This window comes from Croceimicrobium sp. (assembly GCF_965228705.1).
Lineage (GTDB): Bacteria > Bacteroidota > Bacteroidia > Flavobacteriales > Schleiferiaceae > Croceimicrobium.
In genome coordinates, this window is sequence record NZ_OZ245832.1 from 1816703 (window position 1) to 1838302 (window position 21600).

Consider the following 21600-nt stretch of genomic DNA (forward strand, 5'->3'; position numbering starts at 1 on the left):
CTTATTTCTTGTTGCGGTTAGCGTAACGGTTGCGGAATTTATCCACACGTCCAGCGGTATCAACCAATTTCACTTTACCAGTGTAGAATGGGTGAGAAGCCGCAGAAATTTCCATTTTGATTAATGGATACTCAACACCATCTACTTCGATAGTATCACGGGTATCTGCACAAGAGCGGGTAATAAAGTAATCTTCGGTACCCATGTCCTTAAATACACAAGGACGGTAGTTTTCGGGATGAATTTCTTTTTGCATAACTAATTTTATAATGGTTAGGATTTTGCCCAAGCCAAAAAAGGGCTGCAAAGCTAGGTAAAGTTCAAGAAGTGAACAAGGCTTTTAGCTGGAAAAAATTGAAGATCAGTCCCTCAAGCGATTTCAAAGATAGGAAGTACTTTTGAAGCCTTCGAATCGTTACTAGCACATGCTAAAGAAAATTTTACCCTTCTTAGGAATAGCCTTGATCTTCTTTGCCTCCTGTCGTAAAGAAGACGCGATTATTACTGCTTCCACCGAATTGCGTTTTTCGACGGATACGGTTTATCTGGACACGGTTTTTGAAACCATTGGTTCCAGCACTTATGAATTGAAGGTGTATAATGACAGTAAAGAATCGATTTCCATTCCACGCATCCGTTTGGCAGATCCCACCAGTCCCTATCGCCTAAACATTAATGGCACGGCCACCAACCAGCTGGATAATGTAGAGATTTTACCCGAAGACAGTATTTACATCTTTGTAGAAGTGAATGCCGGAGAAGTACAAAATCAACCGGATATAATTGTGGAAGATCAGATTCTCTTTGAGCTAAATGGGCTTTCGCAATCAGTGGAATTAGTCACATTGGCCAAGCAAGCGATTTTTCATTTCCCAAATCGCTTCTTAGTTATTGGCAATGGACCCGGAGCAGTAGTTATCCCCTACTCTATTATCAATTGTAATGAAAGTTGGGATGCGAGCTTACCGCATGTAGTTTATGGCTACGCGGTGGTGGATAGTGCATGCACGCTTACCATGGACCCGGGCCTCGATGTTCATTTCCACAACAATAGTGGCCTCTGGGTATTTAATGAAGGGCAATTGATAGTGGCCCCGGGTAGTCAGCCTGGCCAGGGAGATTCAGTAACATTTAGCAGTGATCGCCTGGAGCCTTTTTATGAAGATGTACCCGGACAATGGGGCGGTGTATTAGGAGGCCTCTATATTGGTCAAGGCGCTAAAGCCAATATTAACAACCTGGTTATTAAGAATGCCGTAAATGGGCTTCGCACCGATAGCGCTATATACAGTGATCAGCTCATTATCCGAAACTCCTATATTCTTAACTCCTCTCGAACCGCATTTTATGCTGGCCATAGTAGCGTAGATGCTCAAAATTTAGTGATCGCAAATCAAGGCCTGTATGGCTTTTATGCCTTTGGAGGAAATTATGAATTCCGCCATTGCACCTTTGCTAACTTCTGGAATCAATCTACGCGGCAAGAAGCATGTGTTCAGCTCACCAATTTCCTCGAATTTCAGGATGAAACGGGGGCGATACGTCGTGTAGTTCGGGATTTAAGTAATGCCTATTTTGGGAATTGCGTAATAGACGGGAATAATGAACAAGAGCTTACATTGGCCCAAGATCAAGGTGGGCTCTTTAATTTCAGCTTCAATGATGTAATGTTAAAGTTGGATAATGATCCCGCAGACCGCGGTTTTTCCATCAATGATCCCGGCTTTAACTCTGTTTATGTAAATCTGGTGAGTGATTTTGTAAATCGCCAGGAGAATATCTATCAACTAGACAGCTTATCACAGTTAATTGATCAGGGTAATACCAACGATGGTTTTGTGGTGCCCACCGATATCCTGGGTAAGATTCGCAATTTTAATGGTCTACCCGACTTGGGAGCCTTCGAAAGACAGTACTAGAAAATAGCGTAGGAATAGGAGAAGAGCATGCCCCAATAGGTATCATTGGTACTGATCACTCCTTCTTTTGTTTCAAGGAAACCATCCATGGTATCGCCACCACTATTGGAAAAGCGTAGTTCAAAAGTGAGGATACTCTGGTAAGCCAAACGATACTTGGCTCCTAAACCGTAGAAATAGCTGAAGCCCGAATAGGCATTGGTTTCTACATCAATATCCTCGGGAATTAACTTATTGAAACTAAGTTCCGGGTTCCAGCCAGTAACTCCTACTCCACCTTTTATAAAAACCGTCCACTTATCTTCTAAATGGTATTTTCCGAATCGGATGAAGTGAATTTCGGTGAAGGCATTACTATTTAATAAGCTGGTTCGTACCGATAAACCACGATTGAAATTATTGTGATTTTGATCAGCGGCTTTAAGGTTAGCATAGTTTACGTCAAAGCCAATCCCGAACCAATCATTTACATGATACTTGGCAAAGATGGAAATGGAAGGGGCCATTTCGGCCAGAATCGCATTAACATTGGAGGAATTCGCAATTTCATTGCTCATATTCATGGTTCCCAATCCACCACCAAATTCATAGTACTTGGTGCGCTTGGTTTGAGCATTTGAGTTTAAGCTTAAGCCCAGGGCTAAGCAGAGAATTCCGAGTCGAATGCAGTTCTTCATTTTTGATCTCTTAAAAACACCAGTTTTTGTGGCTCAGAGCGGCTGGCGTCGAAATAGTATCCCGCTAAGTTAAAATCTTTTAGGTCTCGCCAATCACTGATGCGATGTTGCACGATAAAATTTGCCATGAGGCCCCTGGCTTTTTTAGCAAAAAAGGATAATACTTTATACTCTCCTTTCGAATAATCAAGGAAGTCCACATCAATCATGGGGTTCTTCAGTTCCAGCTGTTTAACCACATGCGCATATTCCTTACTGGCCAGGTTTACAATGGTTTCCTCCTCCGCTAAATTCTGTGCAAAAAAATCTTTCAAGACGGGTTCCCAAAAGGCATATAAATTTGGCTTACGCCCGATGGGTAATGTCGTTCCCATTTCTAAACGGTAAGGCTGAATTAAGGTATCCGGACGCAATATCCCATACCAGCCCGATAATATCCAGAGAGCTTCGCGAGCAAAATCCATATCCGTTTCCGTCCAATTCCAGGCTTCCAATCCCAAATACACATCGCCTTTAAAGGCTAGTACTGCCTGACGAGCTTGCGCATTACTTTCAATCGTCCAATCTAAATTCCGTTGACGGTTCACTTTTGCCAGGTCTTTGCTGATTTTTTGCAGCGCTATCAATTTAGGAACGCTGAGTTTAGCCATTTTATTCCCAACTTTCTGGGAGGCCTCGGGAAAAAAGGGTTCAACACCAGAGCCAATTTTCTGCTCAGAATTAAAGTCTAAGGTCTTAGCTGGAGAAAGCAATGTTTTCATGGCTCAAATATAATTCGGCAAATAGATTTGCTCTGTGATTTCAGTGGGAATGGCACAAAAAAAAGGCGTGATGTAAATACATCACGCCTTCCTGTGTTTTGTCTTTATTCTTAGCGTTCTACATGCAAGTTACGCTCGTCTACTGACCAAGAGCGAATATTGCTTACTCGGTTATCAAGGTAATTCACCTCATACAATGTATTGCGATCTTCAGACCACACAAACCAAACGCCTTCTTTCTTGCCGTCTACATAAGTAGCTTCAATCCGAACTTGTCCATCACGTGTATATTCGGTCCACTGACCATGTGATTTACCATCTTTAAAGAAGCCCACCTCTTTCACTATATCAGTACCATCAAAGTACTTAGTTACTTTGACTTGCTTTCCAACTCGCTCGTAAGTGGGGCTCTGAGCATATGCTGTAGCCGCCATCATAAAGCCTATCACCAAAATTCCGATTAACTTTTTCATGACTACAGTTTTTTAAGGTTTCAACCCTACAAAGATACAAAATATATTTACACTGAGTTAACATTGGGTTAACATAAAACATAGTGAATTAGGTTTAAGCACTGATATTTAACAACTTAAATTGTTAAGTGGAGGTAAATTTAATGTTAACAGAGCTCCAGAAGAGGTTCTAAAACAAAAAAGGCCGGCATAAAAGCCGACCTTCTTAATTCTATTTAAGACTAAACTAGTCCTTTGCCAGGAAAGGATAGCCATAGTGCTCTGGTGTAAGCATGGTTTCCTTAATTAGACGTGGACTAACCCAACGGTATAAATTCTGCTTAGACCCCGCCTTATCATTTGTACCAGAGGCACGGGCTCCACCGAAAGGCTGTTGTCCCACTACCGCTCCGGTAGGCTTATCATTAATATAGAAGTTACCCGCTGCATTTCGCAATGCACGCTCTCCTACTTCTAAGGCATAGCGATCTTCAGAGAACAAAGCTCCGGTAAGTGCATAAGGAGAGGTTTCATCCACCAGCTTTAGAGTTTCCTCATACTGATCTTCCGGATACACATAAATGGTTAATACCGGACCAAACAACTCCTCTTCCATGGTCACATACTTCGGATCATTAGCTACAATTACAGTAGGCTCTACGAAATAGCCTTTAGACTTATCGTAATTACCACCAGCGATAATCTCCGCATTGGAATCGGCTTTCGCCTGATCGATATACTTCGCCAACTTATCAAAGGATCCTTCGTGAATCACTGCGGTTACGAAGTTTTCGAAATCTCGAGGACTTCCCATCTTAAGCTCCGCCATAGTATTTACCAATCCGCTTTTAACCGTATCCCAAAGATTGGAAGGAATATAGGCGCGAGAAGCTGCACTACATTTCTGACCCTGGAATTCGAAAGCACCACGAATCAGGGCAGTTACTACCTGCTGAACTTTAGCGGTGCGGTGCACCATCACAAAATCTTTACCACCGGTTTCCCCAACGATACGAGGATAAGTACGGTACTTAGTGATATTATTACCAATGGTTTTCCAGATGTTCTGGAATACGGTAGTAGATCCGGTATAATGCAATCCGGCAAAATCTGGATGTGCAAATACGATATCAGCCGTTTCCTTTGGATCGGTAATAATCATATTGATTACACCAGGAGGAATTCCCGCTTCTTCAAATATCTCCATTAAGAGATGGGCAGAATATAGCTGACTTAAAGAGGGCTTCCATACCACAGTGTTGCCCATCATCGCCATGCTGGTTGGCAAGTTACCGGCAATGGCTGTAAAGTTAAAAGGAGTAATGGCGAAGGTGAATCCTTCTAAGGGACGGTAATCCACACGGTTCCATAATCCGGAATGCGAATGCGTATAAGGCTGCTCTGCATAAATCTCAGTCGCATACTGCACATTGAAACGCAGGAAATCGGCCAACTCACAAGCTGAATCAATTTCGGCCTGGAAAATGGTTTTGGACTGCTGAATCATGGTAGCAGCGTTGATTCGGGCACGATAAGGACCGGCTACCAAATCAGCGGCTTTTAAAAAGATAGCCGAGCGATTGGCCCAAGACATATTTTCCCAGGCTTCCTTGGCATCTAGTGAAGCTTGAATCGCTTCATGTACATGCTTGGCTTCTCCGAAATGAAAAGAACCTACATTATGTTGATGATCGTGTGGAGGTAAAACCCGCATGGTTTTGCCGGTTTCGATACGCTTACCATTAATAACCATAGGGATATTAAGGGTTTCGTTCCACATTTTATCGTAAGCTGCTTGTACTTCTGCACGCTCAGCAGAACCAGGAGCATATGCTTTAATTGGCTCATTTATGGCCTGAGGCACGTGATAAAAGCCTTTTTCCATTTTACTGTTTTTAAGAGGTTAAAAAAGGTTCTCAAAGGTACACCTTATGCTCCGGCTAAAAAAAGAACAGAGTCACCGAAAAGCATTGGCAATATGCTACATGAAAGGAAGTTCATGACGACCCAGGTTAAGGGTAAGCCCCACATTAACGAAGCTAATACCGTAACCTATCTCTCCAAAAACTCCAAACTTATTATCAAATAGATAGCGCCCACCAACAAATCCTGCCAATCGGGTTTCGCTAACCCCAAAGGCCGTCAGATTTCCAAATAAGGGCATAGTACCCTCAATAATTCTTGCTGAGGCAAAAGAGTAACCTACAAAGGCCCCACCGTAAACATCAAGGTTTTCGGTTAATTCCAAATTATAGGAACCACGTACACCCAGGATAATCTGATTATTATTCCAAATAAGACCCCATGCCTGATCCTCCACTCTGGAGCTGGCATATCCCGCATATAGGCCACCCAATATATTTTCGGTGATGGCATACTCTCCCATCAAACTTACCGGTGGTATTAAGGAACTACCGGTAAACTGTGCACCGATTCCTAATCCGGCCGATCCAAGGATTTCACCGGTTTTAAATTGTGCTTTTGCGAAGTTTCCACAAAGCATCAGGGCTATAACAGCTAGCCAAAATTGTCTTTTATGCATGCTTGATTTTTAAATGAGTGCTCGAATTTATTTCATTTCACTGAAATAGGCAGCTCATCTTTAGGCTTACGCGCCATTTGATACACCTTGGGTATAGATGATCCCAGATTAAAATGCAAGGCACTAAGAAATTGATTACACCAGGCCCCGGTATCCACATACCAGGCATTTTCATTGGGCTTAAATAATGGCTTACCCGCGCTGATTATATTATGGCCGATCACTTGAACCTTAGATAATCGCTTCAAGGTTTTACGGTTTTTAAGTAATCCATTCAAGTCTGAAGGGTCAAATGGATCCAAGGCGGCTTCCGATAAGCCGGCATGACTTACAAACAAATGCTCCGACTCCCAATGCAAGGGCAAACGACTAATCTCGCGGGCTACATCGCGTGGATTCAATCCTGCATTTTGAAAGGCCGTACACAGTGCTTGAAAACTTCGAGTACGCGCATTATGACGGTAATTCTCCAGAAACCATTGTTCGTGGTTGCCCCGTATTAAAATCACCTTCTGAGGGTGCAGTGTTTTTAGCTTAAGCCAATATTTGAAGGCCTTAACCGAATGTGGTCCTTTATTAATAAGGTCTCCAACTAACACCAAATTATCCTCTTCCGGTCGCCATCGCTCCCGAATTAAAGCTTTTAAAGTGTGGTAACAACCATGCACATCACCAAGGATGAGCACTCCCATGAAAGATATTTTAGGAATTCAGCATCACTGGCATCACCAGCATCAGAATATTCTCTCCGTCCTCCAAAGCATCAGCAGGAAGGATAATACCCGCCCGGTTCGGGGCCGACATTTCCAGATGAATATTATCTGACTCAAGATTGGTAAGCATCTCCGTAAGGAAACGAGAATTGAAGCCAATCTCCATATCCTCACCTTGATAATTACAGCTTAATCGCTCGTGGGCCTTATTTGAAAAATCTACATCTTCTGCCATGATCTGCAACTCGCTTCCCGCCATTTTCAAGCGTACCTGATGCGTAGTTTTATTGGAGAAGATTGCCACCCGTTTGGCGGAGCTTAAGAACTTACTGCGCTCAATTTCCAATACATTGGGATTTTCCTTTGGAATCACCGCTTCGTAATTGGGGTACTTTCCATCAATCAAGCGACTGCTTAATACAATATTTTCAAACTCAAAGCGAGCATTGGTTTCATTGTAATGGATTTTCACCTCATCACCAATGCTGGCCAAAGTAGACTTTAAAATAGTTAGGGGTTTACGAGGCATGATAAACTCAGCAGTATGATCAGCCTGTATATCGGTACGACGATAACGTACTAATTTATGAGCGTCGGTAGCTACAAATGTGAGGCTCTCCGAACTAAATTGGAAGAACACTCCTGACATTACCGGACGTAAATCATCATTACCCGCTGCAAAGAGCGTCTTATTGATTGCCGTTGCCAAAATTTCAGCAGGAATAGTAGTGGTACTCACATCCTCCATTTCAGGAAGCTGTGGAAATTCATCACCTTCTACAAAAGCCAGGCTATAACGACCGTAGTCTGATGAAATCTCAACTGTCATACTGGATTCGTCGGTAGTAAAAGTTACCGGTTGCTCGGGCAAAGCTTTTAAACCATCCAGTAATAAACGGGCTGGCACAGCTGCAACACCATCTTCATCGCCTTGCACTTCCAAAGTGGATTTGATAGTAGATTCCAAATCAGAAGCCGAGATACTCAATTGAGAACCTTCGAGTTGCAATAAGAAGTTATCGAGGATGGGGAGTGTATTGTTATTATTGAGCACTCCACCCACAATTTGCAGTTGTTTTAAAAGCGCTCCGCTGGATACGATGAATTTCATAAATCCGCTTTTGTAAAATTTTAAGCCACAAATATAGCCACTTAATAGCCTCTAATCCATGGCTGAAAAATTTTTAGTGCTCTGCTTAATCCTGTTCCAGCTCTTCTTTGCTTTTCAAGACATTTCGCAGACCATAATATTGTAATAAAATCATGCGATTATCATTGATAAAACCATGCAAGCGATCAGGGTCATAAAAGGACTTAGGATCATCATAATCAATGGTTTCGGGAGCTGCTTTAATCTTGTATCCGCTAACCTTATTCACCTTACCTGTGGTACTGGTAATCGTTAAACGGAATACGGGGCTTGAGGCCAACAAAGAATCTCTGCGAGCATAAATAGGATCGGAGGGAATAATTTCCCCTTCATACTTCAGTTGAGAACAAGCCGCTAAATACAGCTTTCCTTTGAGTCCGGAAAAATCGGACACCACCTCTTTAGTATCCAGAGAGAGCATATAAATACTATCCGGTGAGAAAACTCGGATTTTAAAACTGGCTTCCAGAGAATCCGGATAGATCATTTCTACCTCCTTAATATTTCGGGCATTAATACGCACTGCATTTCGGGCACGCCATAAGTGTGGCTCAGTTATAAAGCGCGTATTGAGGAATCCGTTAAAACCGGGAATATGCACTGCATAGGGCAAATCACCATCTTCCAATTTCATGTACGTAGCCATATCATTGGAAGTTTGCAGACCTACATAAATGACCTTCGCTAATTGATCACCCTTATAAATCTCTACCCTTTTGCCAAATACCGCCAAATGCTTCTCCACTTCGGGAACCATGCGTTGGGGAACGAAGTTTTTCATTTCCATGCGGTAGAGGGTTTCCATTAAAACCTCAATTGCATCGCGGCGTACGGGGTATTCATTATCTAAAATCCATCCGTCACTGGTTCTCTGGATTGTGGATTTATTCGGGGTTTTATCGCTCAATACAATCTTGGTGATTGAGGCAGTATCCTTTACCGCAAAAGCGTAATTCTGCGGTCCCTCTAAACTACTGTTGCCCTTATCTTCACTTAAGAGATATCCGGCTACAGCCAGAAGTACAATAAATACAATAAGGTAGAGTAGATTCTTTTTCATTCTATTTCAAATATTTACGTCGACGCCAATAATAATTCAGGATTCCCATTAAAATGATCGACAAAGCTGGGATTAGGGTATTGACCAATTGCCAGCTTAGGCGTTGCTTCTTTACCCGGTTTAAATCCAATAAACGGATTTTTAATTCTCGGGAACGGATATCAATCAGCCCACTATCATCCAACATATAGTCGATAGCATTTACCAAAAAGTCTTTATTCCCATACTGAGTTCCAGTATATTGATCGTAGCCCAATGGCAGAGGGGCTCCTTTAGGCATATCGCTATTAACCACATTCATTTGGTTGCGAATAATGTCGCCATCTCCCACTACCAGAATCTGGTTTTCTACACTTTCTGCCTTGAGCTTAAGGGGCTCTCCTCCTTCTTTGGGTCGAACCCGATTCTGATACAAGGATTGGAACTTACCTTCTAATAAAATTGCCAAAGGAATTCCACTTTCGCGGAAACGCTCCCGGGGTGGTGGTTGATACAAGTCCGCCAGACTGATAATGGCCGGACTGGCTCTGCGTACACTATAAGGTGAAGATCGCAAAAGAATGGTTTTCTTAACTCCTTCCGCAATCACCGTATCCAAACTGGAAGCAAATTGCAACCAAATGGCATTCAGATCTTTGGCAACAGGGTGTTTGCTCTGTGGCATAACCATTGGGAAATAAATCCAAGGACGAATCTGACGTTGATCATTCACTCCTGCAGCGACCATATCACCAACGATATCCGTATTCACCCGAACACCGTACTTAAAGAGTAAATCATTCAGCTGCAAGCGATCAAATAGCGGCAAACTCATAAACTGCGACTTCTCACTAAGGCTGTCCATAGAAGCCTCAATCCCATCCAAAAGCCAAATGGTTCGTCCACCATTCATTACATATTGATCGAGTAGGTATTTATCCAGATCATTAAAAGCTTTGCGGGGCTTGGCTATCACCATGGCATCAAAGCGGTTTAATCGTCTTTGTTGACCGGCTATACTCAGCTGCTCATTCGTAGAGTCACTCTTAAACTCGCGAATATTAAAGAGATTAACCTGATAATTATTACTGAGCTCACGTGCAAAATCAGCTACCTCCCTCGGCCCTAATTCATCGTGCCCTTGAAGAAAACCGACCAAGGGTTTATCCGACTGGGTTAATGCCCGAATGGTGTTGGCGAGGCTAAACTCCAAATTCTCAATACTACTATTGATTTGCTGCTCCGGGGAAGTGCCTAATTGCCCCTGAAGTAATAAGGCCGGTGCTTCATTGTCGCCATAGCTCACCAGGGCACCCGGGAAAATGGTTTTTACCGAGGAGCCCCCATCTTTATTCATAGATAATTGATAGGGCTTAAGACCTTTAAACTGCAATTGTTGAAACACCTCATTGGTCTCTTCCTCGCTTGCGTTTTCTGCCGGATCTATGAAGCTATACTGTAAGTTGGGATTATAAGCTCTGAATTCATCCAACATCTGCCGCGTTTCCAATTGCAAGCGTTGAAATCCAGCAGGGAAATCTCCATCCAGGTATACCTTAACCAGCATTACATCATCGAAACTTTCCAATAACTGAATGGTCGCATCGGAAAGGCTGTAACGCTTTTCAGCGGTTAAATCGAGGCGGAAAAACTTAAGGCTCCCGATAAAGTTGATTAAGAAAACGATCCCTATGAATAAAAGGAAGCGGACTATATCTCTTCTTTTCTTCATTACCATTTTCGACTTTGAATTACCACTCGAGTTGCTCCTATAAAGAGGGCAATAACACTCACAAAAAAGAGAAGGTCTCTACTATCCAGCACTCCACGACTCATGGACACATAGTGCTCATTAATCCCTAATTTCAAGATCAACAAATCCGCACTACCAAAGAGGTCGAAACCTGCAATTTGATCAAATCCATAAAAGACAAAAAAGCAGAGAAACATAGCCAATAAGAAAGCTACAATCTGGTTGTCAGTTAAAGAAGAAGCGAATAAGCCAATGCTTAAAAAGGCGCCACCTAAAAAGAGTAAACCAATATAAGAGCCAAAGGTCCCACCGCTATCCACATTACCTGCTGGATTACCTAATTCATATACCGAATAATAATAGAGTAAGGTGGGCAGTAGGGCTAAGAGCAGAAGGAATAAACCGGCTATGTACTTAGCCAAAATAATCTGTAGGTCTGATAAAGGTTTAGTAAGAAGTATCTCCAGGGTTCCTGCCTTTTTCTCATCGGCAAATAGCCGCATGCTGAGAGCAGGTATCAAGAACAAAAACACCCAGGGTGAAATGGTAAACAAATTTCCCAGTGAAGCATATCCCCCATCGAGAATATTAAAGTTCCCGGGGAAGAGCCATAGGAACACTCCATTAATTAATAGGTATACCAGAATAACCAGATATCCTATAATACTACCGAAAAAGGATCGTATTTCTTTCTGAATCAATGCTATCATCGCAGGGCTTCAATTTCTTGAGTACTCCAGGCTTGTGGCTTATCTGCAAAAAGCTGCTTGGTAAAAGCCCAAACCCCTTTAAAAAGATCCGAATGGCGATAGGCCTCTAAATCTTCCTCTCCTTGCCACCAACTGTAGGTGAAGTAAACGTTGCTCTGATTCACATCGTTTAGAAGCAAGAGTCTTTCGCATCCTGGGAAGGACCGGATCTGTGCTTTATGCTGATGAAAGTTTTCCAAAAAATCAGGAACCGCTTCTTCGCGGAAGGTCATTTTTACTATCCGTACAATCATTCGTAACTGATACTGATTTCACTCATTATACCCAGGCCCAAAAGGCTGCTCGCGCCATTCACTTCCTGACTACGGGCATCGCGGTAAGCAATTTCCAGCAAACCTAAAGAATTAATCAGGGCCAGTACCCCATCTTGAGGATTATCCTGATAGGACATAGCTATGCGCGATAAAGAGCGATTGCGAGGCAAATGTACTTCCAGACTGCGAGCATGCAAAGCTTCACTTAAATCCTGGGCTTTAAGATTGGTAATTAAGTTGCCGTAATTGTCCACATAAATTACATGGCCTTGAATTCGCCGGCGACCACCATCTAAATTAGGCTTGGGCATACTTAGACTTTTAATGCGATCGACACCTTTACCCAATAAGCTTAAGGCTCCTCCTTGTGCCAAATGAACTGCGGCCTTTGCCAAAAAGTCGCGGCCAGGAAACATCGTGCCAGCCTGCTCCCCAATTTCTACCCGATGGATAGCTTTGGCTCTGCGCGCCCCTTGCAATAAACTTAAAACTCCATTATCTGCAGCAATAAAATATTGGCCATCCAGTTCCATTGCCAGCCAAGCACCATCGCCAGCAAGCTCTCCGCATAATATAAGGTGTACTGTACCCGGAGGAAAAGCACTGTATGCCTGCCCTATCACAAAAGCGGCTTCGATTAAATTCCCGGGCCCCATGGAATGACTTAAATCCAAAACTTTAAGCTCCGGCGCTAAAGTCGCCAAGACCCCGTGAACCATGGCACGGTAGGGATCTTTAAATCCATAATCAGAGCTTAATGTTATCAATGCCATAGACTTTATCCGATAGGAGGCAATCGGCCTTTTTGTTGTTATTTTGTAAAGCAAAAGTATTTAAAACAAGCGCAAGCTTTAATCAAAGAATCACTAGTAATTTGAGTGAAAAAACACTAAGCGTGGCCTCGGTAGACCCTTTAGAAATTTATGGGGCCAACAATAAGTATCTCAACCTTATAAAAAGCTATTTCCCCGAATTAAAAATCACTGCCCGTGGTGAGCAGATAAAAGTCAATGGCGAAGAAAGCCAAATTTTAAAGTTCGAGGAAAAGGTAGAAGAGATTGTAAACTATTTGCACCGCTTTAACTCTTTAAGTGTAAATCAGGTGGATCGCATTCTAAAAGACGAAATGGTATTGGATGCCAAAGATGCGCCCAATACTGATATCATATTATATGGTACCAATGGGCAAGCAATAAAAGCCCGCACCCTCAATCAGCGTCGGATGCTCAAATCCATTAACGACAATGATGTGATATTTGCGGTGGGCCCGGCCGGAACCGGAAAAACCTACACGGCGGTTGCCTTAGCGGTGCGCGCCTTAAAGAACAAGGAAGTAAAGCGTATTATCCTTACTCGCCCAGCGGTAGAAGCAGGAGAAAACCTGGGCTTTTTACCGGGCGATCTTAAAGAAAAGCTCGACCCTTATCTGCAGCCCCTATACGATGCTTTGCGCGATATGATTCCACCAGAAAAGCTCGCCTATTATCTGGAAAGTGGTACGATTCAAATTGCACCTTTGGCCTTTATGCGCGGCCGAACTTTGGATCGGGCCTTCGTAATTTTAGATGAAGCACAGAACACTACCCATGCTCAAATGAAGATGTTCTTAACCCGGATGGGAGCTTCAGCCAAATTTATTGTTACCGGAGATGCCAGCCAGATTGACCTGCCTCGCAAACAAATTTCAGGCTTAAAAGAAGCCCTGCGTATCTTGCAGAATATCGAAGGTATCGACACCATTTACCTGGAAGAAAACGACGTAATTCGTCATCAATTAGTTAAAAACATAATTCGCGCTTACGACAAGCAGGAAAGAGATGAAAGCAATCACAAAGACTAATTTTCAGTTCCCTGGTCAAACTTCTTTTTATCAGGGAAAAGTTCGCGACGTATACAGCCTTAGCAATAATCTTTTGGTGATGGTCGCCTCCGATCGCATCTCTGCTTTCGATGTAGTTCTTCCAAAGGGCATTCCTGGCAAAGGGCAAGTATTAAATCAGATTGCCAATTTCTTTTTAGACGCCACCTCAGATATCGTTCCTAACTGGAAAACTGTGATGGCTGATCCGATGGTCACCATTGGCCAAAAAGCCGAACCATTTAAGGTAGAAATGGTCATTCGTGGCTGCTTAACGGGTCATGCCTGGCGAACCTATAAAAGTGGCGGTAGAGAACTTTGCGGAGTAGCTCTGCCCGAAGGAATGGTAGAAAACCAAGCTTTTGCTGAACCGATTATTACACCTACCACCAAGGCCGACCAGGGTTTACACGATGAAGATATTAGTCGTGAAGCCATCCTGGACCAGGGAATCGTTTCAGAAAGTGACTACCTGCAATTAGAAGAATATACGCGAGCATTATTCCAACGCGGACAAGAAATGGCCCGTGAAAGAGGTTTAATTCTTGTAGATACCAAATACGAATTCGGAAAAAATGCGGCTGGTGAAATCATTTTGATCGATGAAATTCACACCCCTGATTCCTCTCGTTACTTCTATGCCGAAGGTTACGAAGAGCGTTTAGCCAAAGGGGAAGCACAAAGACAATTAAGTAAAGAATTCGTTCGTGAATGGCTAATGGCCAATGGCTTTCAAGGTAAAGAAGGACAAAGCGTTCCTGAAATGACGGAGGCCTTTGTACAGGAGGTTTCAGAGCGTTATGCCGAGCTTTTTGAAAAAATTACCGGCCACGATTTTAAAGCAGATACCCATTCCGATCCTATGCAAAGGATGGAAGAAAACATAATAAAGCATCTAAAACAACTAGCATGAAAAAGTGGATTTTAGCCCTCGTTCTCACCTTTAGTTTAGGCAGCTTACAAGCCCAATTGGATTTCGGTTTAAGAGCCGGAGTAGGTTTAGCCAAAGCCGGAATAAGCGATTTCAACAGTGCTCAACAAGCCATTGAAGACATCGAAGATGCAGAGCGCGAGCTAAGCTACCATGCGGGGATTTATTTCAAAATCAAAACTCCGATTCTCTTTATTCAGCCGGAGGTGATTTTCTCACAGGTAAGTCAGAGTGTAAATGCCCAGCAATCGGGCACCACAGCCCCTCGCAGTTTAGAGTTAGACCTGAGTCGTGTTGATATTCCAATTCTAATCGGCAAACAATTAGGGCCTTTGCGCTTAATGGCTGGCCCGGTGTACAGCGCCAATATCAGTGATTTAAGTGGCAATATCGATTCTGATCTTAAATCCGGAACCTTTGGCTATCAATTAGGTGTCGGTTTCGAAATCAAGAAATTACTGATTGATGTACGCTATGAAGGGGCCTTTTCCCCCTGGGCTTCCAATTTGATTGTTGACCAAACCGAATATCAGGTAGACCTTCGTACCAGCCAAATCCTGGTGTGCTTGGGCTTCGAACTGTTTTAGACTTATTCGGCTTTCGCCGGAAGAGACATTAAGGTGAATTCGCCGGACAAGATTCCAAGTTTAAGGAACTCCATATAGCCCGGATCATTACTAATGGGAGTCATCAGATGATGCACGCGTTCCCAGTTTCTTAGCTTGTCGTTTAATTTGTAAAAGAGGTAACCTATTAAAATACCATCCTCAATTACAAAAACGGAACGCTCAGCGCTTTGTCGGCCTTTTGCCTGTACCAAAGCACTTTTAGGCATATCCATTAAAAATGGGAGTGGATCTTTAGCATTACGCCCTTTTAAGCCTCTTTGATACATGCGCAGAGCCCGATTGGCCGCCTGTTGATTAGAAGCTTTTAAAACCGGTTTTTTCTTACCCGCCTTGGCTAATTCCTTAACGCTTAAAGCGGGCGGACTTTGACGTTTATCAACAAAAACGCCTACCTGCAAGTTTGTAGGTAGAATGCGATTAAAAGGAGGATGGGATAAATTCAATTCCTCTTGTTTCTTAATACGTGCGATAAGCCAATTTCCGGTAGGCTCTACTTTTAAGCTATGCGTTTGATCTTTAAGAGCAACGATTCTTTCGCTATCCCCAATAAAGAGGCGATTGATGGCGGCTTTAATATTATCCGAGGCACCTAAATAGATTAGTTTACCATGGCGATCGTGTAAATAGTAAATCCCGCGATTATGTTTCACTGAGCGTAAGAGGTCTCGCACTTTATCCTTGTGATAGTCGCCTTCCAAAATGCTTTGCTCAAAGGAATTGATCCCTTTACTTTGATCTTTATCACGAAGGATTTCAAAAAGTTCCAAGGTAGCCCGTGCATCATGCTCAGCTCGATGCTTCGCGGGACGCGTCAAACCCAGCTCCTCACATAGAGAATCCAGTCCATAACTTTTTAATCCAGGAATTAAAGACTCTGCCAGAGAAATGGTATCCAAGGTAGATCTTTCAAATTGATAGCCCAGGCGATCAAATTCCTGTCGAATCATCCGATAATCGAATTCCACATTGTGACCAACGATCACAGCATCTTGGGTAATATCAATTAAGCGTTTGGCTATTTCATGAAAGCGAGGTGCTCGTAAAAGCATCTTATCGGTAATGCCCGTCATCTTCTGAACATAGGGCTGTACCTTACGATGCGGATGAACGAGACTGATGAGTTGATCAACAATTTCCTCACCATCGTAGCGGAATGCTGCAATCTCAATCATTGACTCCTTTCCGAAAGGACCTCCACTGGATTCAATGTCCACAACACAATACATAAGGCGAAGATATTTATTATTCAAAAAATTGCGGCCCGGGCAAAGCTTATGTATTTACTTTGTGTGCGAATGGAAATCCACTTTCGGCGGCATATCGGCTCTATCGCTCTCTTAGCGACAATTCTGTTTTTTTCTGCTCCGCTGGAAGCGCAAGATATTCCACTGGATAGCATTCTTCATAAAGCGCGTACCCTCAGGCCTCAAAATCTTAAAAAATATTACAGCTACAAAAGTAGATTTAAAGAAAGATGTAAGGCTCATGTTCAGGAAGTTCCTTTCGAGATATGGCCTGTTTCGGGAGTTTTAATACCTGCTCAAAAGGATACCGGGCTGGCTTATTACAGTGAGGCATTAATTGATGCCCGCTATGGAGGACCGCAACACTATTTTCAGGATGTATTGATAAAACGTGAAGCCGGAAAAGTGCCTATTCCCAATTGGCAGCAATTACCTGCTTACGATTTTAACCTCCTTCAGAAAAGGATTTACCTTAATGAAGCTTTCGATCGTGGATTTGTGAGCCCCTTAAGCGAGGAAGGTGCAGACATCTACCTTTTTGAGCTTACAAGCCTAAACCTTGACAAGCAGGTTGCCCGTATTGCCTTCGCTCCTCGTAAAGAGAAGTTCCCGGCTATGACCGGATTTATAGATCTGCACTTAGCCTCTGGCCTACCTCTGCATGCCCAATTCAATATTTCGGCTAATAACCAATTGGAATTATTGGATAGCATTGCGGTGGTACAGAACTTCAAATGGGAAAAGGGGGTCTATCGGGCCGAAAATCAACAAATAGAAGTTTATCTCAATTTATTTCACTTTCGTGGATACTATCAGGTTCGCCTGGATTATGAGCAATTTCGCTATCGGGAAATCTGGCAAAAAAGCGAGTTTGATGATTTGGTTTTTGATTTAAAATCCAGCGAATTCAATACCGATAGCAGCTATTGGCAAAGCTGGAAACGAAGTCCGCAATTGAGTAAGTATCTGGATTCCCTGCAAATTTCACCTAGTCGAAAACAGCAATTCCGCAGCTTTGGGCGCAGTCGACTAGACCCGGGAGCTTATCGCTTTTACAAGAATATCTTTAGGGGCTATACCCGTCGTAATGGGAACTTCTTCTGGGATTTACCCCCTCTTTACAAAGGCTTGGGCTTTAATCCGGTAGAAGGTTTGTATTGGAAAGGACAAAGCCGCATTGGTTATGCGAATACGGATCACGAAATCAGCCTCCGTTTACAAGCTCGTACGGGTACCGCAGACCAAAGGATTAAACCCATGGCCGAATTAAGCTGGCAGGGAGATTTGAGCAATCCTATCCAATTAAGCTTGGAGGCGGGCTCCGACTACCGACAGTTTAATGAAGAGGAACCCATTTTGCCGGTTTTAAGCACTATTTACAACTTGGTGCTAGCCCGAAATTATATTAGCCTTTACGGTAAAGACTACTTCAAGCTCAAATACCAGAGTGAATCATTAAGTGGCCTAACCATGGGATTGGACGCCGAATACGCATGGCGCTATCCCCTCTTTAATCGCAGCAATTTTAGCTTGGTGGATGCGGATGCTGACTATGTGAGCAATAATCAGGGATTCGCCCCAAATATCAACCCGGGAGGTTTCAAGGCTCATAATTCCATGCGCTTCGATTTGAGCTTAAGCTTTCAATTTGGCGACCGATATGAGCGCCGCTATAATCAACGCTTTCAGGATGTTTTAAAAGGAAGACGCAGCTTAAAAGTGCGCTCACCAAAAATCTATTACGACCTAAAAGTTGGAGTCCCAACCTTTGCGGCAGAAACCGATTTCATCTTTCAAAGCCTGGGTGTTCAACATCAATTTAGATGGGGCAATATTGGCCTATCGCAATTCGACATCAGCGGGGGACATTTCCTGCGCAATCGCAATGTTCCCTTTATTGATTATCGTCATTTTGATGGAGTGCAAATATTCTTTTTGCAACCCAGCACCAGTCGATCGGCGCGCATTAAACAATTCAGCACCCTACCCTATTACAGCTATAGTACCACCGACGCTTACTTTGAACTCCACTACGAGCACAATTTTGATGGAGCTTTACTCTCCAATAATAACTTCTTGCGCCGCTATAAAATCCATAGCCTAGCTGGCTTCAATTCCTTGCACCTCTTAAATGAGAAAGCCTTTATCGAAGTCTTCTTTGGATTTGATAATATCTTCAAGATCCTTCGGGTAGAAATAGCCGGAGGTCTGGATAATTTCAATCGCCTAAGACCCTCACTCCGCGTAGGTTTCGACTTCCGATACGACTATTATCAAAAAAATCGGCGCTAGCTTGTTCCAACCCTTTCAGCTCAGGAGCCATCTTTAGGGAAAACAAGACTATGAAGTACAAGGCAATGATTGCCGCCCTGTCTCTGCTATTCTTAAGCAGTTGCTTAACTGACCCTTGGGGAGATTATGGGTATCCGGAATCAAACTACAAACCCATCTTAATGGAGCGCAGTTCGCTTGAGAGCTCCGTGAAACTGGTAGACCCTCAGGCCATTAAAAATTTTGGCAAAATCTACCGCTATAATGACCTTCTCTTCATTAATGAGGTGTATGAAGGTGTTCACATTATCAACAATGCTGATCCAGCCAATCCGGTAAATATTGGTTTCATCACCATCCCAGGCAATATCGATATCGCCATTAAAAATGACTACATCTACGCAGATAATGCGGTAGACCTTATTGTGATCGCTTATGATGGACAAAATGTACAGGTTGTAGATCGCAATCGAGAAGTCTTCCCTGAACTTCCTGCACCAGATGGTTATTACAGTAGTGACCTCAACGAAAGACCAGAGAATACCATAATCGTAAAATGGAAAGAGAAATGAAAAAGTATATCAGTATTCTGGCCATCGCCCTATTATGGTCATGTGAATCCGATTCGGGCAGCGACACTTCTAATAGCGGAGGTGCTGGTCAAGGTGGAAGCCTGGCGCGATTTACCATAGCTGGAGATCATCTCTACGCTGTGCATAATCAAAGTCTTAATGTATTCGACATTTCCAATAATGCCAATGCGGTTTACCTGAGTAAACATGAGCTATTTACTACGGTAGAAACCATATTTACCCGCGATAGCAATACCATTTTTATTGGCTCTACTTCTGGAATGTTTATCTATGATGTTAGCAGTGCGCCCAGCATTCAACGTTTAAGTACCTACCAACATATTGTATCCTGCGATCCGGTTGTAGCCAATAATGACTATGCCTATGTAACGCTACGCTCCGATCAAAACAATAATTTCTGCTGGCGAGGAGTAAATCAATTGGATATAGTTGACATCCGCGATTTAAGCAATCCTCAATTAGTTAGCAGTTTCCCAATGGTGAGTCCCCGTGGACTTGGTCTTTATGGTGATACCCTTATGGTTTGCGATGAAGGATTGAAGGTGCTCAATGTTGCGGACCCCAATGCCATTAAATTAATTGATGTGGATGAAGACTTTAAGGCCATTGACCTCATTCCCTATGGCAATTTAATTATTGCGGTGGCTGAGGATGGTTTAAGTCAATATCGCTACCACAAAGGCAAGCTTAACCTTTTAAGCAGACTCTAATGAAACGATTTACAGTTATCGTATTGCTTCTTTCCGCGGCCTATCCCATGATGGCACAGAATGATGAGCCTAAGAAAGAAATCCCCACTCCCGAATGGCAAATTGGTTTGGTGGTAACTGATATTGTTATCCCTTCGCTCACTCTGGACGCCAGCATTGAAGTAGCGCCACGAAATCATATTGGAATCCGATTAGCCAATCCGCAATATCAATCCTTTTCTGACTACGATTTATACCAGCGCAGTAATTGGGCTTTTAAAGGTGGTATCTATCATAAGGTTTTCATGCCTTTGGATGAATATGATATGTTCACCTTTCGCCATGGAATACGATTCGGGATTTCGGAGTTGGAATTCGATGCCACAGTTTGGGATCCCTATCAAAACAATGGCAATACCTATTTAGAATATCGGGATGTAACCTATAGTGATCAACCAATTAGTTTGGGTTATGAGATCATGGCCGGCTGGCAGAACAGCTTTAAAAGCTTGTATTTCGAAGTTTACTTCGGTTTGAGCTATGAGTTCATCAATAATGCCGCCGATCTCAAAGCTATCGAATATAAAGGTGAGGATTTTAGCCTTGATTATTACAGTCCCGGCTATGAATACAACAGTTCGATACGTCCGGTAATGGGTTTGGTTATTGGTCTAACCGATCCCTATTAATTTCGGGCTCCAAAAATACTAGAGCCAATACGTACCATGGTTGAGCCTTCTTCCATAGCAATCTTGTAATCTCCGCTCATACCCAAACTGAGCACTTTAAAATAGTCCTTCTCAAAGAGTTCCTGCTTAAGCTGATTAAAAAATTGGCTTAGGCCTCGGAACTCTTTTCGTACCTGATCTTCATTATCGGTGAATGTGGCCATCCCCATCAAGCCACAAATACGAACATTAGGATAAAGGCTTTCAAGATCTTTACTAAACAGCGCTTTGGCCTCATTATAATCGAAACCAAATTTACTGTCCTCCTCCGCTATGTGAATTTGCACCAGGCAATCAATGCGACGATCAACTTTGGATGCTTCCTTGTTCAAAGTTTTAATGCGCTTCTCCTTATCCATTCCGTGCACCATCGATACAAAAGGAGCCATGTATTTAATTTTATTGTCTTGCACATGGCCGATCATATGCCACTCAATGTCCTTGGGAAGAGCTTCCGCTTTATCACACATTTCCTGAATACGATTCTCTCCAAAAATGCGCTGTCCGGCTTCATAGGCTTCCTGAATCGCAGAATTGGGCTTGGTCTTAGAAACCGCCACCAATTGAACATCTATTAATTGGGCTTTAATACGATCTAAATTCTCAGCAATTGACATGGGGCAATTT

Annotated in this window: 23 protein-coding genes; 8 read left to right on the top strand and 15 right to left on the bottom strand. The window is 42.9% G+C overall.

The window, feature by feature from the left end; translation table 11 throughout:
* Nucleotide 1: 1 nt before the first annotated feature.
* Nucleotides 2–256 carry a type B 50S ribosomal protein L31 gene (locus ACO05P_RS08220; RefSeq protein ID WP_210759473.1) on the bottom strand — a complete coding sequence of 85 codons (255 nt, stop codon included), beginning with the start codon at nt 254–256 and terminating at the stop codon, nt 2–4.
* Between the two features lie 169 nt (nt 257–425).
* On the opposite strand from ACO05P_RS08220, the gene ACO05P_RS08225 reads away from it, so the two are divergent.
* A complete protein-coding gene (locus tag ACO05P_RS08225) occupies nt 426–1919 on the top strand; it encodes a hypothetical protein (RefSeq protein ID WP_421754731.1) in 1494 nt (497 codons plus the stop codon).
* Here the strand turns inward: ACO05P_RS08225 and ACO05P_RS08230 are convergent.
* The 12 genes from ACO05P_RS08230 to ACO05P_RS08285 form a co-directional block, all read right to left on the bottom strand.
* A complete protein-coding gene (locus tag ACO05P_RS08230; RefSeq protein WP_421754733.1) occupies nt 1916–2596 on the bottom strand; it encodes an outer membrane beta-barrel protein in 681 nt (226 codons plus the stop codon). The two genes, ACO05P_RS08225 and ACO05P_RS08230, sit on opposite strands and share 4 nt — an antisense overlap.
* Nucleotides 2593–3357, bottom strand: coding sequence for a peroxide stress protein YaaA (gene yaaA / locus ACO05P_RS08235; protein ID WP_421754735.1), 765 nt, complete (start codon nt 3355–3357; stop codon nt 2593–2595). The genes ACO05P_RS08230 and yaaA overlap by 4 nt, the downstream gene beginning before the upstream one ends.
* Before the next feature lie 110 nt (nt 3358–3467).
* On the bottom strand, nt 3468–3830 hold the full coding sequence (locus tag ACO05P_RS08240) for a toxin-antitoxin system YwqK family antitoxin (protein ID WP_421754736.1): 363 nt from the start codon (nt 3828–3830) through the stop codon (nt 3468–3470).
* Nucleotides 3831–4056: 226 nt separating this feature from the next.
* Entirely contained in the window at nt 4057–5694 is a 1638-nt protein-coding gene (pruA, locus tag ACO05P_RS08245; RefSeq protein ID WP_421754738.1) for an L-glutamate gamma-semialdehyde dehydrogenase, read from the bottom strand.
* 96 nt (nt 5695–5790) lie between these two features.
* Nucleotides 5791–6351 (bottom strand): hypothetical protein, encoded by a 561-nt coding sequence (locus tag ACO05P_RS08250; protein ID WP_421754739.1) that lies wholly within the window; start codon nt 6349–6351, stop codon nt 5791–5793.
* A gap of 32 nt (nt 6352–6383) precedes the next feature.
* Nucleotides 6384–7043: a metallophosphoesterase family protein gene (locus ACO05P_RS08255; protein ID WP_421754741.1), complete on the bottom strand. Its 660-nt coding sequence runs from the start codon at nt 7041–7043 to the stop codon at nt 6384–6386.
* 10 nt (nt 7044–7053) lie between these two features.
* On the bottom strand, nt 7054–8175 hold the full coding sequence (gene dnaN / locus ACO05P_RS08260) for a DNA polymerase III subunit beta (protein WP_421754743.1): 1122 nt from the start codon (nt 8173–8175) through the stop codon (nt 7054–7056).
* 85 nt (nt 8176–8260) lie between these two features.
* A complete protein-coding gene (locus ACO05P_RS08265) occupies nt 8261–9274 on the bottom strand; it encodes a DUF4340 domain-containing protein (RefSeq protein WP_421754744.1) in 1014 nt (337 codons plus the stop codon).
* A 1-nt stretch (nt 9275) separates the two neighbouring features.
* Nucleotides 9276–10985 (bottom strand): gliding motility-associated ABC transporter substrate-binding protein GldG, encoded by a 1710-nt coding sequence (gene gldG, locus ACO05P_RS08270; protein ID WP_421754745.1) that lies wholly within the window; start codon nt 10983–10985, stop codon nt 9276–9278.
* Entirely contained in the window at nt 10985–11716 is a 732-nt protein-coding gene (gldF, locus tag ACO05P_RS08275; protein WP_421754747.1) for a gliding motility-associated ABC transporter permease subunit GldF, read from the bottom strand. The genes gldG and gldF overlap by 1 nt, the downstream gene beginning before the upstream one ends.
* On the bottom strand, nt 11713–12009 hold the full coding sequence (locus ACO05P_RS08280) for a putative quinol monooxygenase (protein ID WP_210759485.1): 297 nt from the start codon (nt 12007–12009) through the stop codon (nt 11713–11715). Before ACO05P_RS08280 ends, gldF begins: the two co-directional genes overlap by 4 nt.
* Nucleotides 12006–12803: an SAM hydrolase/SAM-dependent halogenase family protein gene (locus ACO05P_RS08285; protein ID WP_421754749.1), complete on the bottom strand. Its 798-nt coding sequence runs from the start codon at nt 12801–12803 to the stop codon at nt 12006–12008. Before ACO05P_RS08285 ends, ACO05P_RS08280 begins: the two co-directional genes overlap by 4 nt.
* A 101-nt stretch (nt 12804–12904) precedes the next feature.
* On the opposite strand from ACO05P_RS08285, the gene ACO05P_RS08290 reads away from it, so the two are divergent.
* Genes ACO05P_RS08290 through ACO05P_RS08300 form a run of 3 tightly spaced genes read left to right on the top strand, consistent with a single transcriptional unit; the run spans nt 12905 to nt 15406 of the window.
* Complete coding sequence (locus tag ACO05P_RS08290) at nt 12905–13870, top strand: PhoH family protein (RefSeq protein WP_421754751.1); 966 nt, start codon at nt 12905–12907, stop codon at nt 13868–13870.
* On the top strand, nt 13848–14801 hold the full coding sequence (locus ACO05P_RS08295) for a phosphoribosylaminoimidazolesuccinocarboxamide synthase (RefSeq protein ID WP_421754752.1): 954 nt from the start codon (nt 13848–13850) through the stop codon (nt 14799–14801). The genes ACO05P_RS08290 and ACO05P_RS08295 overlap by 23 nt, the downstream gene beginning before the upstream one ends.
* Nucleotides 14798–15406 (top strand): outer membrane beta-barrel protein, encoded by a 609-nt coding sequence (locus tag ACO05P_RS08300; protein ID WP_421754754.1) that lies wholly within the window; start codon nt 14798–14800, stop codon nt 15404–15406. Before ACO05P_RS08295 ends, ACO05P_RS08300 begins: the two co-directional genes overlap by 4 nt.
* 2 nt (nt 15407–15408) lie before the next feature.
* Here the strand turns inward: ACO05P_RS08300 and ACO05P_RS08305 are convergent, their stop codons facing one another.
* Nucleotides 15409–16662 carry an exonuclease domain-containing protein gene (locus ACO05P_RS08305; RefSeq protein ID WP_421754755.1) on the bottom strand — a complete coding sequence of 418 codons (1254 nt, stop codon included), beginning with the start codon at nt 16660–16662 and terminating at the stop codon, nt 15409–15411.
* Between the two features lie 81 nt (nt 16663–16743).
* Between ACO05P_RS08305 and ACO05P_RS08310 the strand changes: the two genes are divergently transcribed.
* Genes ACO05P_RS08310 through ACO05P_RS08325 form a run of 4 tightly spaced genes read left to right on the top strand, consistent with a single transcriptional unit; the run spans nt 16744 to nt 20934 of the window.
* Complete coding sequence (locus tag ACO05P_RS08310) at nt 16744–18984, top strand: DUF5686 family protein (protein ID WP_421754757.1); 2241 nt, start codon at nt 16744–16746, stop codon at nt 18982–18984.
* Between the two features lie 50 nt (nt 18985–19034).
* A complete protein-coding gene (locus ACO05P_RS08315) occupies nt 19035–19535 on the top strand; it encodes a hypothetical protein (protein WP_421754758.1) in 501 nt (166 codons plus the stop codon).
* A complete protein-coding gene (locus tag ACO05P_RS08320; RefSeq protein ID WP_421754760.1) occupies nt 19532–20266 on the top strand; it encodes an LVIVD repeat-containing protein in 735 nt (244 codons plus the stop codon). The genes ACO05P_RS08315 and ACO05P_RS08320 overlap by 4 nt, the downstream gene beginning before the upstream one ends.
* Nucleotides 20266–20934 carry a hypothetical protein gene (locus ACO05P_RS08325; RefSeq protein ID WP_421754761.1) on the top strand — a complete coding sequence of 223 codons (669 nt, stop codon included), beginning with the start codon at nt 20266–20268 and terminating at the stop codon, nt 20932–20934. Before ACO05P_RS08320 ends, ACO05P_RS08325 begins: the two co-directional genes overlap by 1 nt.
* On the opposite strand, the gene ACO05P_RS08330 is transcribed toward ACO05P_RS08325, so the two are convergent.
* The gene (locus ACO05P_RS08330; RefSeq protein ID WP_421754763.1) at nt 20931–21590 is read right to left on the bottom strand and encodes a YggS family pyridoxal phosphate-dependent enzyme; all 660 of its coding nucleotides are present in this window, start codon (nt 21588–21590) and stop codon (nt 20931–20933) included. The two genes, ACO05P_RS08325 and ACO05P_RS08330, sit on opposite strands and share 4 nt — an antisense overlap.
* Nucleotides 21591–21600 lie beyond the last annotated feature (10 nt).

Coding starts and splice junctions, on each gene's coding strand:
- ACO05P_RS08220 (WP_210759473.1), bottom strand. CDS start 256: ATGCAAAAAGAAATTCATCCCGAAAACTACCGTCCTTGTGTATTTAAG.
- ACO05P_RS08225 (WP_421754731.1), top strand. CDS start 426: ATGCTAAAGAAAATTTTACCCTTCTTAGGAATAGCCTTGATCTTCTTT.
- ACO05P_RS08230 (WP_421754733.1), bottom strand. CDS start 2,596: ATGAAGAACTGCATTCGACTCGGAATTCTCTGCTTAGCCCTGGGCTTA.
- yaaA (WP_421754735.1), bottom strand. CDS start 3,357: ATGAAAACATTGCTTTCTCCAGCTAAGACCTTAGACTTTAATTCTGAG.
- ACO05P_RS08240 (WP_421754736.1), bottom strand. CDS start 3,830: ATGAAAAAGTTAATCGGAATTTTGGTGATAGGCTTTATGATGGCGGCT.
- pruA (WP_421754738.1), bottom strand. CDS start 5,694: ATGGAAAAAGGCTTTTATCACGTGCCTCAGGCCATAAATGAGCCAATT.
- ACO05P_RS08250 (WP_421754739.1), bottom strand. CDS start 6,351: ATGCATAAAAGACAATTTTGGCTAGCTGTTATAGCCCTGATGCTTTGT.
- ACO05P_RS08255 (WP_421754741.1), bottom strand. CDS start 7,043: ATGGGAGTGCTCATCCTTGGTGATGTGCATGGTTGTTACCACACTTTA.
- dnaN (WP_421754743.1), bottom strand. CDS start 8,175: ATGAAATTCATCGTATCCAGCGGAGCGCTTTTAAAACAACTGCAAATT.
- ACO05P_RS08265 (WP_421754744.1), bottom strand. CDS start 9,274: ATGAAAAAGAATCTACTCTACCTTATTGTATTTATTGTACTTCTGGCT.
- gldG (WP_421754745.1), bottom strand. CDS start 10,985: ATGAAGAAAAGAAGAGATATAGTCCGCTTCCTTTTATTCATAGGGATC.
- gldF (WP_421754747.1), bottom strand. CDS start 11,716: ATGATAGCATTGATTCAGAAAGAAATACGATCCTTTTTCGGTAGTATT.
- ACO05P_RS08280 (WP_210759485.1), bottom strand. CDS start 12,009: ATGATTGTACGGATAGTAAAAATGACCTTCCGCGAAGAAGCGGTTCCT.
- ACO05P_RS08285 (WP_421754749.1), bottom strand. CDS start 12,803: ATGGCATTGATAACATTAAGCTCTGATTATGGATTTAAAGATCCCTAC.
- ACO05P_RS08295 (WP_421754752.1), top strand. CDS start 13,848: ATGAAAGCAATCACAAAGACTAATTTTCAGTTCCCTGGTCAAACTTCT.
- ACO05P_RS08300 (WP_421754754.1), top strand. CDS start 14,798: ATGAAAAAGTGGATTTTAGCCCTCGTTCTCACCTTTAGTTTAGGCAGC.
- ACO05P_RS08310 (WP_421754757.1), top strand. CDS start 16,744: ATGGAAATCCACTTTCGGCGGCATATCGGCTCTATCGCTCTCTTAGCG.
- ACO05P_RS08315 (WP_421754758.1), top strand. CDS start 19,035: ATGAAGTACAAGGCAATGATTGCCGCCCTGTCTCTGCTATTCTTAAGC.
- ACO05P_RS08320 (WP_421754760.1), top strand. CDS start 19,532: ATGAAAAAGTATATCAGTATTCTGGCCATCGCCCTATTATGGTCATGT.
- ACO05P_RS08325 (WP_421754761.1), top strand. CDS start 20,266: ATGAAACGATTTACAGTTATCGTATTGCTTCTTTCCGCGGCCTATCCC.
- ACO05P_RS08330 (WP_421754763.1), bottom strand. CDS start 21,590: ATGTCAATTGCTGAGAATTTAGATCGTATTAAAGCCCAATTAATAGAT.